Source organism: Pantoea sp. SGAir0180, assembly GCF_043546245.1.
In genome coordinates this window covers 2445149-2457291 of the sequence record NZ_CP028071.1, presented here as the reverse complement: position 1 = coordinate 2457291, position 12143 = coordinate 2445149, and the positions used below count along the sequence as shown (strand labels likewise).

General features: G+C 55.8%; 8 protein-coding genes. 5 read left to right on the top strand and 3 right to left on the bottom strand.

The genetic code is table 11. The features are described 5' to 3' along the window. Nucleotides 1–79 precede the first annotated feature (79 nt). Nucleotides 80–1894: a glycoside hydrolase family 15 protein gene (locus C1N58_RS11440; RefSeq protein WP_164483077.1), complete on the bottom strand. Its 1815-nt coding sequence runs from the start codon at nt 1892–1894 to the stop codon at nt 80–82. A 156-nt stretch (nt 1895–2050) separates the two neighbouring features. Here C1N58_RS11440 and C1N58_RS11435 point away from each other — a divergent pair, with 156 nt between their 5' ends. Next, nucleotides 2051–2824: an SDR family oxidoreductase gene (locus tag C1N58_RS11435; protein ID WP_394564187.1), complete on the top strand. Its 774-nt coding sequence runs from the start codon at nt 2051–2053 to the stop codon at nt 2822–2824. Here C1N58_RS11435 and C1N58_RS11430 read toward each other — a convergent pair. Next, on the bottom strand, nt 2818–3396 hold the full coding sequence (locus C1N58_RS11430; protein WP_394564186.1) for a DedA family protein: 579 nt from the start codon (nt 3394–3396) through the stop codon (nt 2818–2820). The genes C1N58_RS11435 and C1N58_RS11430 overlap by 7 nt on opposite strands. A gap of 206 nt (nt 3397–3602) precedes the next feature. Here C1N58_RS11430 and C1N58_RS11425 point away from each other — a divergent pair, with 206 nt between their 5' ends. The 3 genes from C1N58_RS11425 (at nt 3603) to C1N58_RS11415 (ending at nt 7901) form a co-directional block, all read left to right on the top strand. Then, nucleotides 3603–4190, top strand: coding sequence for a Yip1 family protein (locus C1N58_RS11425; protein ID WP_033737713.1), 588 nt, complete (start codon nt 3603–3605; stop codon nt 4188–4190). A 175-nt stretch (nt 4191–4365) separates the two neighbouring features. Beyond that, nucleotides 4366–5313 (top strand): D-alanyl-D-alanine endopeptidase, encoded by a 948-nt coding sequence (gene pbpG, locus C1N58_RS11420; protein WP_033737712.1) that lies wholly within the window; start codon nt 4366–4368, stop codon nt 5311–5313. A 134-nt stretch (nt 5314–5447) separates the two neighbouring features. Then, nucleotides 5448–7901 carry a DUF3772 domain-containing protein gene (locus tag C1N58_RS11415; protein ID WP_033737711.1) on the top strand — a complete coding sequence of 818 codons (2454 nt, stop codon included), beginning with the start codon at nt 5448–5450 and terminating at the stop codon, nt 7899–7901. 50 nt (nt 7902–7951) lie between these two features. On the opposite strand, the gene dld is transcribed toward C1N58_RS11415, so the two are convergent. Beyond that, entirely contained in the window at nt 7952–9655 is a 1704-nt protein-coding gene (gene dld / locus C1N58_RS11410; protein ID WP_394564185.1) for a D-lactate dehydrogenase, read from the bottom strand. A 151-nt stretch (nt 9656–9806) separates the two neighbouring features. On the opposite strand from dld, the gene bglX reads away from it, so the two are divergent. Next, nucleotides 9807–12104: a beta-glucosidase BglX gene (gene bglX, locus C1N58_RS11405; protein WP_033737709.1), complete on the top strand. Its 2298-nt coding sequence runs from the start codon at nt 9807–9809 to the stop codon at nt 12102–12104. The last annotated feature ends 39 nt before the right edge of the window (nt 12105–12143 follow it).

Below are 12143 nucleotides of genomic sequence, written 5' to 3'. Positions count from 1 at the left end.
TTACCGCATCGAAATACTTTACCTGACTTACCTGCGTTATCCGCCTTTGTTCATTAACATTTTGGGCGAAAAACGCCCTTTACGGCTGCCATAACGTGACATCTCCGTTTAGCTTGCGGTTCAGGAAAAAGGCGGCGCTAATCAGGGCGAGATGCGTCAGCGCCTGCGGCATATTGCCTAGTGCCTGGCCGTGGCTGTCGAACTCTTCGGCATATAACCCCAACGGATTAGCGTAGCTCAGTAATTTCTCGAACTCAAAATGGGCTTCGCGTACGCGCCCGGCACGCGCCAGACATTCGACGTACCAGAACGAGCAGGCACCAAATGAACCTTCTCCGCCGGTGAGCCCGTCCGCCGGGGTTTCATGGATGTTATAGCGGCGCACCATCCCATCGCTGACCAGATTCGCCTTGATGGCATCCAGCGTGGCAATCCAGTCAGGATCGGTTGCGCCGACAAAACGCACCAGCGGCATCAGCAGCATGGAGGCATCCAGGTAGTCGCCATGGCGGGTCGAAACAAAATGGCCGCGTTCGCTGTTCCAGAAGTTTTTCCAGATATCGTCGCGAATCTCGCGCCGGGTACGGTCCCACCGCTCATAAGGCATCGGCAGGGAACGTTTCATGCCAAGACGCAGCCCGCGATCCATGGCCACCCAGCACATCAAACGGGAGTGCAGGAAGTGCTCCGGTTCACCGCGCATTTCCCAGATGCCCGCATCCGGCTGATGCCAGTTATCACAGAGCCAGTCCAGCATCTCTGAGACATGGTTCCAGCCCCGTTGAGAGATGGCTTCACCATATTTATTGGCAAGGTAAATGGCGTCCATCAGTTCGCCATAGATATCCAGTTGTTTCTGTTGCCAGGCATCGTTGCCTATCCTGACCGGGCAGGAATCGGCATAGCCGGACAGGTTGAGCAGCGACATTTCCTGCAGTTCCGTGCTGCTGTCCAGGCGATACATCACCTGTAAACGCATCTCGTCATGATGGCTGTTTTCCACACAGCGACCAACCCATTCGGTGAAGTGCTTGGCCTCATCCACGTAGCCCAGGCGCATCAGCGCGTACATGCTGAAGGACGCATCGCGTATCCAGGAGGCACGGTAATCCCAGTTACGTTCGCCCCCCAGCTCCTCCGGCAGGCCAAAGGTTGCGGCGGCGGCAATGGAGCCGTGCTGCCAGGAGGTCAGCAGCTTCAGCACCAAGGCTGAGCGCTGGACCATTTCCTGCCAGCGGCCACGATAGGTACTGTGGCAACTCCACTCACGCCAGTAGCTCAGCGTCTCTTCGAAACAGTTCGCGGTCGCCAGTTTTTCAACGTGTGCGTCATTTACGCTGCCGAATTCAAATTCGGCGTGTTCACCCGCTTTTAACTCGAAACTGGCGGTGGCGTTATTACCTTCCAGGGTCATCACGACCGTGGCGGCCAGCCGAAGCGAGGGCTGATCCGTCGCATGAAAATCGATACAACCGCGCTGAATCTCGGCGCGGGTTTCCGCGCGGGCGTAATCATGGCGAGGCGAACAGACCATGTTAAACCGGGCCTGACCCCGCACCATTTTCACCCGGCGGATAATGCGTGGCAGTTTGTCCTGACGGTCACAGATGGGCATGTAGTCAGTAATTTCGGCCACGCCTTCTTCGGCCAGCCAGCGCGTTTGCAGAATATTGGTATCCGGCAGGTAAATTTGTTGCCGACGGGCGTTTTGCCACTCGGGTGCGATTGAAAACAGGCCCGCTTCGTCACTGTCCAGTAAGGCCGAAAACACCGACGGGCTGTCCAGCTCCGGCCAGCAGAGATAGTCGATCGTGCCATCGTTTGCGACCAGTGCACAGGTGCGAAGATCACCTATGACACCATGATCGTCAATCTTGCGTTTAACCTTACTCATCGCGTTCTCCCTGTCAGTGTCTGACTTAACTATAGCCAGGTACCTGCATACCGCTTCGTTCGGGCACGGATCGTTAACCTGGCGAGCCCGTTGTCCGCGTCCGGCACAATTTTCAGCCCGGTATATACTTTTCATACACTTCCAGAGGAGACCGTTATGACAGCACCCCAACGAAAAGTGGCCATTGTGACCGCATCGGATTCGGGCATCGGCAGCCGTTGTGCTGAGATGTTAGCCGAACAGGGCTTTGATATTGGCATCACCTGGCGTTCAGACGAGGAAGGCGCACAGCGGACCGCCCGTCGGGTAGAAAAGACCGGACAACGGGCAGAGACGATTCAGCTCGATCTGGCCGATCCGCCAGAAGGCGGCAAGGTGTTGCAGCAGTTGATCGACAAACTGGGCCGTATTGATGTGCTGGTCAACAATGCCGGGGCAAATTTTAAAGCCGACTTTATGGACGTGACCTGGGAAGACTGGCGTAAAACTTTCAGCGTGGATGTCGATGGCGTCTTTATCTGTGGGCAGGTGGCGGCACGTAACATGATCAAACAAGGGCAGGGCGGACGCATCATCAACATCACCTCTGTGCACGAGCATACGCCCCTGCCAGGCTCAGTGGCCTACACCGCGGCAAAACATGCGGCAGGCGGCCTGACCAAATCGATGGCGCTGAGTCTGCTGCCCCACAATATTCTGGTCAATGCGGTCGCCCCGGGGGCGATTGCGACGCCGATGAACAAGATGTCCGACGCGGATGCGCATAACGTAAAAATGCCGGAAATTCCTGCCGGCCGCCCCGGCGATACGCACGAAATTGCCAGTATGGTAGCCTGGCTGAGTTCCGAGTGGGCGACCTATACCACCGGTCAGTCGTTTATTATCGACGGCGGCTTTATGCTGGCCAACCCGCAGTTTAAAGGCTATTGATCGGCCCGGTGATGATTCCAGCGGCGAATCGCCCAGCGCAGCACAAACGCAAAGACCACCGCCGCGCCCAGCCATAGCAGGTGTTTAAAGTGTTGGTCGAGTTTGTGCAGCCAGGGGGCGATAATGCCGCCTGCAAAATAGCCGAGCGTAACAAACAGCAGTGCCCAGACAGCCGCCCCGGTGACGTTGAGGAGAAAAAACTTCAGCGGCTTCAGGCGGCTTGCGCCAATAATGATCGGCCCAATAATACGAAAGCCATACATAAAACGTGCGCCAATCACGAACAGGCTGGGACGACGCTTAATCAGGCGGTTCGCCTTCACCACTTTATCCTGATGTTTTTCAAAGCGTCGCAAAATGCGGGTACCAAAACGCCGGCCAATCCAGTAGAGCATCTGATCGCCCACCACGCCGCCCGCCATCGCCGCCAGTACGACGCCACTGTAGTGCAGTAGCCCTTCGTGAGCGGCAACCCCGCCCAGCAGCAAAAACGTTTCGCCCTCGGCAATACAGCCAATAAACAGCGCTAGATAGCCATACTGCGTAATTAACCCATTGATATCCAAATGCAAGGCTGAACTCCCTGTGTGAAGATTTTTCTTTCAGTCTATACCCGATTTGCCAGGACAGCGGATTAAGACCCCATAAGCGATCTTTTTCGCCGTTTTTTTGCGCAGAGGCCCCAGAAATTATCCTGCCGATTATACTCAAATGACTGCTGCCCCCTTGTGGAAATGTTAACAGATCGGGTGGCCCAATCGGTCAGAGGAGTAAGCGTATGAACCATGTCTGGGGTTTGTTAGCGCATCCGAACCAGGAAATGCGCACTATCAAGCAAGAGAACGAAACGGTTTCGCACCATTACACTCACCACGTGCTGCTGATGGCCGCTGTGCCGGTGATCTGCGCCATGATTGGCACCACTCAGTCAGGCTGGAACCTGGGAGAAGGGCAATATGTGCAGCTTAATTTGCTGACGGCGTTGGGCCTGGGGATTCTGTTCTATCTGGTGATCCTGGGCGGCGTCGCCGTTATGGGGCGGGTGATTCACTGGATGGCGCGTGACTATCCCCATCGTCCCAGCATGGGGCGCTGCACCGTATTTGCGGGCTATGTCGCTACGCCCCTGTTTTTGAGCGGCCTTGTCGCGCTTTATCCGCTGGTCTGGCTATGTGTGCTGGCGGCAGCGCTGGCGCTCCTGTATACCGGGTATCTGCTGTATGTCGGCATTCCGCTGTTTCTGAATATCGACCGTGACGAAAGTCTGCGTTTTTCCAGTTCAACACTGGCTATTGGTGTGCTGGTCTTCGAAGTGCTACTGGCTCTGACCGTGGTGTTATGGGGCTATGGCCCGCGTCTGTTTTAACCTGCCGTTGCCGCCTACAGGGCGGCAACCTTTTTTTAACGCTCAGAAACAATCTCACCAGGAAAATTCCCTGACTTCAGCGTATGATGCTGCGGCCAGCCCGCGCTCTGCCTGTTCAGGCGTTGGCGGCCTGTGTTTACACAGCGCACAATCTTAACCGGGTCTTTTTTCCACGATGCCTGCAAAAATTCGCTTTTCACTGTTGTCGCTGGCGCTGCTCGTTTCCGGGCAGGTTTTTACCCTTCCAGCACAGGCGACCACCACGTTGTCGCAGATGGCCCCGATTGCTCAGCCGCAAATCGCCTCAGGGAGCGCCCTGATTGTCGATCTGACCAATGGTAAAGTCCTGTTCTCCAGTCACCCGGATCGGGTGCGCCCCATCGCGTCCATCACGAAGTTAATGACGGCCATGGTGGTACTGGATGCGCACCAGCCGATGAACGAGATGGTGAAGGTCGATATCAGCCAGACCCCCGAGATGCGTGGTGTGTTTTCGCGCGTCAAACTGAACAGCGAAATTAGTCGCCGCAGTATGCTGATGCTGGCGCTGATGTCCTCGGAAAACCGCGCGGCAGCCAGTCTGGCTCACGCTTATCCGGGCGGGTACGATGCTTTTATCCGGGCAATGAATGCCAAGGCGCGCGCGCTCGGCATGATGCACACGCATTACGTTGAACCCACGGGCCTCTCTATCAAAAACGTGTCCAGTGCCCAGGATCTGGTGAAGCTGCTGAAAGCGACGCGTGAATATCCGCTTCTGGGTGAGCTCAGCACGACCAAAGAAGAAACCGCCGTGTTTGCCCATCCGAGTTATGCGCTACCGTTCCGCAATACCAATCACCTGGTGTATAAAAATGGCTGGCATATCCAGTTAACGAAAACGGGTTATACCGATCAGGCGGGGCACTGTCTGGTCATGCGGACGATGATTAAGAACCGCCCGGTCGCGCTGGTGGTACTCGATGCGTTTGGCAAATATACCCATTTCGCCGATGCGAATCGTCTGCGCGACTGGCTGGAAACCGGCAAGGCTGCGCCGGTTCCGGCGGCTGCACTGGCCTATAAAAAACAAAAAGCGGATGAGGTTGCCAGCAACGCAGCCAGTGGGGCCGCTGTAGAGTAATCCTCTGCCGGGGCGCTACGTTTCCCCGGCTGAGATTGACCTGTATTCCTATAGTTTCATGGCAGACGAAAATCTAAACTACCCGCAAATGGCGAGGGTGATTCGCCTGATTACTGTGCCGGAATCTCATTGATATGCTCAAGTTACGTTCATTTAGTGTTCTGATTTTTTTCGCGTTGATGACGCTCGCACCCGCGCTGAGTTTTGCCGACGATGCGACGCAAGCCACGCAGCAAACCGACGACAAACCCAAGGTGGATGCCTCTGTCGAGCTGCCGAAAATGCAGAAGATCCTCGATAAAATTAAAAGCCAGGTCTCCGTTGAAAGCGACGAAAATAAGCTCAGTCGTCTGAATGAGATGGCGCTGGAGCTATCAGGCAATACGGATACGCTTGCGCAGGCGTTACAGCCCGATCGTCAACAACTGGAAGCGCAGCTGGCCGTGCTCGGTCCGGCACCCAAACCGGAAAGCGGCGTCAAAGAGACACCGGACGTGACGCGCAAACGCAGCGCGCTGGAAAGTCAGAAGAGCAAGCTTGACGATCAAATCAAGCAGGCGGAAGGCATTAAAAACAGTGCACTGATGCTCTCCTCACAAATCGTCAATCTGCGCCGCGACCAGCTAAAAAATAAACTCGCCCTGAATTCAGGCAGTATTCTGGGGCCGCGCTTCTGGGCGCCCGTGTTAAGTAGTCAGGATCTGGATGCGGAAAAAATTGGCGATTTTCTCAATGAGCTGAAAGACACGGCCGCACTCTCCTGGGAGCCGGGCTGGCGCATTGGCACGGTTGGCTGGTTGCTGGCCGCGGTGCTGGTGATGACGCTCGGCCGTCGCTATGGTGAAGAGTTCCTGGCCTGGGTCAGTATCAATAAATTGCCTGAAGGGCGTTTGCGCCGTAGTTTTCTGGCGACTGCCGTGGCGCTGACCAGCCTGGCGGCCGTTGTCCTGACCTTCGTCTTTATTTCGCAGGCCTTTACGCGCCGCGATGAAGTCTCCAGCGATGTGCAGGACTTTATTTACCGTCTGGTCGAACTCAGCGTCTACTGCGGCCTGATTGCCGGGCTGGGCCGTGCCTTTTTATCCACGCGTCGCCCCAGCTGGCGTCTGCCGACGATTTCGAACGAAGTCGCCATCGCGCTTAAACCGTTCCCGCCGATTACGGCCCTGCTGGTGTTTATCTTTCAGATGGTCGAGTCCTTTAACTACACCGTCGGCACCAGCCTGAATACCAGTATTTTTGCCAACGGCCTGACAGCATTACTTATCGGCACTACGGCACTGGCGATCAGCATGCGCACCAAGCGCGTTCGTCGTCGCCTGGCGCAGTCGGGTACGCCGCCGGAAGCGCGTTCTACCCTGGTTGGATTGATTCAGATGGCGCTGACGATCACCGCGCTGACCATCCTGGCCTCACTGGTGATCGGCTACGTCACGCTGGCGCGTTTTCTCAGCTATGAGCTGGTGTGGTGCGGCATTTTGTTTGGCTCATTTTATATTCTCAGTCATCTGGTCAACGACGGCTGTGAGAGTCTGTTCTCGATCAGTAACACGACAGGTAAACGCATCCAGAGTTCACTGAACATTGATGAACGTCATCTGCAGCAGGTGGCGACCATTCTGGCGGCGATAGGTAAAACGTTCCTGGTGCTGTTTGTGGCGCTGGCGCTGCTCAACGGCACCTTTGCCTCGTCCACGCCGATTGAGTTGTTGCAGAAAGCCATCGAATTCTGGGGCGGTAAAGGCCTGGAGTCGCTGAATATCGTTCCGGCGCACCTGGTTAATGCATTGCTGTGCCTGATTGTCGGGATTTACGTCTTGCGTTCAGTGCGGCGCTGGCTGGACAACGACTTCCTGCCCAAAACCACCATGGACAGCGGGATGCGGGTGTCCCTGGTGACGCTGTTCAGTAACGTGGGCTATGTGCTGATTATCCTGCTGACCCTGTCGATTATGGGGCTGCAATGGAACAAGCTGGCCTGGATCGTCAGTGCATTATCCGTCGGTATCGGTTTCGGCTTACAGGAGATCGTTAAGAACTTTATTTCGGGTTTGATTCTGCTGACTGAGCGCCCGGTGAAAGTGGGCGATCTGGTGACGATCAGCGGCGTGGAAGGGGATATTCGTCGTATCAACGTGCGTGCGACGGAAATTCAGCTGGGCGATAAATCTACGGTGATCGTGCCTAACTCGCAGTTTATTTCTCAGAACGTCCGTAACGCGACCATGGGTAACGCGCAGGGCGTGGTGACGATTACCCTGACGTTCCCGCTCAATATTGACCCCGTGCAGGTACGTGAAATTCTGCTTAAGGTGTATGAAGAGAATGAGCGCATTCTGGAGACGCCGGAACCGTCAGTGTCGTTTAAAGATCTTACCGCGCAGGGCATTGTACTCAGCGTAACCGGTAACGTGGCCAGCCAGCGCCAGATTGCAGGCGCAAAAAGCGATCTGCTGTTTGATATTCTGACGCGATTACGTAAAGAAGGGATCGTCCTGTCGACGCCGCAGACTATGATTATCGAACGTCGCCAGCTGCTGGCCTCGGATGTCAGCGATGACGTAACGGTCACAGAGCAACCGCGTTAATGAAACAGGCAGCCCTATGGCTGCCTGTTTTTTCATGGCCTTTTGAGACGTCAGGGCTGCCTGACCGCCCAGCCTTTCAGCTTACTGGTTTTGCCAATACCGGGGTTAAAGCTGTTGGTCGGATCGAGCTGACGATAGAACGCGGCCAACTGCGGCTGGGCCTGATAGAGATGGCCGACGTTATGCTCTGCCGGATACTCCGCGCCGCGCGTCTTCAGAATCGCCAGCATTTGCGCTTTCAGGGCATGGACATCCACCCCTTTTTTAACGATGTAGTCCTGATGGAAGACATGGCAGAAAAAATGGCCGTAATACAGCTGATGACTGAGTGACTGCGTTATCCCGGCAGGCAGGGTTTCGAACCAGTCTCTGTCATTGCGGCGCAGCGCAATATCCAGCGCCAGAATATCTTCCACCTCTGTGGCGTGAACGGCGTGATAACGCACTGCCGCACCGGCAGCGGCAAAGCGGTGCAGGAAAGCGTGCGCGCCTTCTTTGCCTTCGCACTCAAAAAACTCTCCGCCACCTTCACGGAAAAACTCCCGCAGGTAGTTGCGCGCCTCTTCGACGCCGTTACCCGACATTTTCAGCATTAAATGATGCTGGTATTTATCGCGATACTGCTTCATGCGTTTCGGCAGATGCGCCGGAAACAGGCGACTCAGCCGTTGCAGCAGCCGGTCAGTCAGATGCGGTTTTATGAAAGACAGTTTATTAAGCCAGCCGTCAACCCGACCTTTAAGCGTAAAAAACAGGGGCATCTTGTCGGTGCCCAGCTTGTCAATCATCAGGAACGTATCTTTGCCGTACACTTCGGCGATATCGTAGATATCCCGGTGCATATATTCCGCGGCAACGGGCAGGTTTTTAAAATGGGCCAGCATATGGCAGCGCAGGTCGCTGAGCACGGCGGCATCGTTAGTGCCGATATAGAACACCTGCTGCTGCGGTTCCTGCTCAAATGTGTCCAGGCGTACCGCGAAAACCGCCAGCTTGCCTGCGCAGCCGGACGCTTCAAACAGACGACGGGCATCCGCGTTAAAACGGGCGGGCGTATCGGCATTCACATCGCGCACGCGGTCAGCATAATCATGATCGGACGCGTGACGGCCATCATGCAGGACATCGTCCGGCTGCCAGCGATCGTCATCCAGGCGTCCCAGAATCTCTTCCGGCGAGGTGCCCAGGTCAATGCCCAGATGATTGACCAGCTTCAGTCGCCCCTGGGCATCAATCTGAGCAAACAGCGCCATTTCACTGTAGGCCGGGCCGCGTTTGATCAGCGAGCCGCCAGAGTTATTACAGATGCCACCCAGCACCGACGCACCAATACAGGAAGAGCCAATCACCGAGTGCGGCTCACGGCCCAGCGGCCTCAGGATCTTTTCCAGTTGATACAGGGTACTGCCCGGAAAGGCCAGGACCTGTCGGCCCTTATCGATGAGCTGTAGCTTATCCAGCTTCAGTGTGCTGATAATCACCAACGGACGATCGTAGTCGTCGCCCTGCGGCGTCGAGCCTTCGGTCAGGCCGGTATTGGCCGCCTGCATCAAAATGATTGCATCCGCAGCGACCAGCGTTTGCAGTACGCGCCACAGCTCCAGCAGCGTAGCCGGAAACACCACGGCCAGCGCCTCACCTTCACCAGAACGAAAGCCTTTACGATAGCGAGCCGTGTGCGCGGCCTCAGTCAGAACGTTACTTGTGCCAACCAGACGGCGCAGATCGGCAATCAGGACAGACGATGTCATCATGGGCAATTCCCTTGTCGTATGCATGCGTCCTTACTGTAGCACGTCAGTTGCGTCGGGCGCAGTGTGATAGCCGCAGGCGACATGCTATGCTCTGATGATGCCATCCTGCATTTAGTCGATATTGCGCAGTTACTTAAGAGAACCCAACCCGATGAAATGGATTTGCGCTGTTAGCCTCGCTGTTTCCCTTGCGCTGCAACCTGCACTGGCCGGGGAGCCCACCGTTCAGCATCCGATGACCGAAAAGGCGCGTGATGCCTACGTCAATAATCTGCTTAAAAAGATGACGCTGGATGAGAAAATTGGCCAGTTGCGTTTAATTAGCGTGGGACCGGATACGCCAAAAGAAGCCGTGCGTGAGATGATCCACAAGGGGCAGGTGGGCGCGATTTTTAATACGGTTACGCGCCCGGATATCCGGGCAATGCAGGATCAGGTGATGCAGCTCAGCCGGCTGAAAATTCCGCTGTTTTTCGCCTATGACGTCGTGCACGGTCAGCGGACGATTTTCCCGATTCCGCTGGCGTTAGCCTCCAGCTGGGATCTGGATGCCGTTAAAGAGGTTGGGCGCATTTCAGCTTATGAAGCGGCAGACGATGGGTTAAATATGACCTGGGCGCCGATGGTTGACGTCAGCCGGGAGCCGCGCTGGGGACGCGTGTCCGAAGGCTTCGGCGAGGACACCTATTTAACGTCCGAAATGGGACGCACCATGGTGAAGGCGATGCAGGGCAAAAGCCCGGCAGACCGCTACAATATTATGACCAGCGTAAAGCACTTTGCGCTGTACGGCGCGGTTGAAGGCGGACGGGATTACAACACCGTGGACATGAGTCCGCAACGCATGTTCCAGGACTATCTGCCGCCGTATAAAGCCTCTCTGGATGCCGGCAGCGGCGGCGTCATGGTGGCGCTCAACTCCATTAATGGTGTGCCCGCCACGGCCGACAGCTGGCTGCTGAAAGATCTGCTGCGCCGTGACTGGAAATTTAAAGGGATCACTATCAGCGACCACGGTGCGATCAAAGAGTTGATTAAACATGGCGTGGCCAGCGATCCCCAGGATGCGGTGCGTATTGCCCTCAAATCCGGTGTCGATATGAGTATGAGCGATGAATATTACAGCAAATACTTACCGGACCTGGTGAAACGCGGCATTGTCAGTCGGGCGGAAATCGACGATGCGGCGCGCCACGTGCTTAACGTGAAATACGACATGGGGCTGTTTAACGATCCCTATAGTCATCTGGGGCCGAAAGAGAGCGATCCCCAGGACACCAATGCGGAAAGCCGCCTGCATCGTCCCGAAGCCCGGGATGTGGCACGCAAAAGTATGGTGCTGCTGAAAAACCGCCTGAATACGTTACCGCTGAAAAAATCCGGCACCATTGCCTTGATCGGGCCGCTGGCAGACAGCCAGCGCGATATCATGGGCAGCTGGTCAGCGGCAGGTGTCGCGAAACAGTCTGTTTCGCTGTTGCAGGGGATGCAAAATGCGACGCAGGGTAAAGCGACGCTGCTGTATGCCAAAGGATCCAATGTGTCAGACAACAAAGGTATTCAGGACTTCCTGAATATGTATGAACCTGCCATCGTCGTCGATCCGCGCTCCGCACAGGCCATGATCGATGAGGCGGTAGAGAAGGCAAAACAGGCAGATGTCGTCGTGGCCGCCGTGGGGGAAGCGCAGGGGATGGCACACGAAGCGTCCAGCCGTAGCGATCTGATGATTCCACCTGCGCAGCAAAAATTACTGGCTGCGCTGAAGGCAACAGGCAAGCCGCTGGTCATCGTACTGATGAACGGTCGTCCATTAGCGCTGGTCAACGAAGATCGTATGGCCGATGCCATGCTGGAAACCTGGTTCAGCGGGACAGAAGGGGGCAATGCCATTGCGGATGTGCTGTTTGGCGATTACAACCCGTCCGGCAAGCTGCCGATGTCCTTCCCGCGTTCCGTGGGACAAATTCCCATCTATTACAACCATCTGCCGACCGGCCGGCCTTATAACTTTGCCAAGCCAAACAAGTACACGTCCCACTATTACGATGCGGAAAATGGCCCGCTCTATCCGTTTGGATACGGCCTGAGCTATACCACGTTTACCGTGTCGCCGGTGACGCTGTCCGCTGAAACCATGCCGCACAACGGCAGTGTTGAAGCCAGCGTGACCGTAACAAACAGCGGTAAAGTTGACGGGGCCACAGTCGTCCAGCTGTACCTGAACGATCCGGTAGCCAGCATGAGCCGGCCGGTAAAAGAGCTGCACGGGTTCAAACGGATCATGCTTAAAGCCGGGGAGTCGCAGAAAGTGACCTTCAGGATTGACGTTGATGCACTGAAATTCTGGAATCAGCAGATGAAACACGTTGCTGAACCGGGCAAATTTAACGTCATGATTGGTCTGGACTCGGTACGCACCCAGAACGCCCAGTTTACCTATCAGTAAGCCCCGGCACGAACCGACATCCGGTTCGTGCTGATTAAC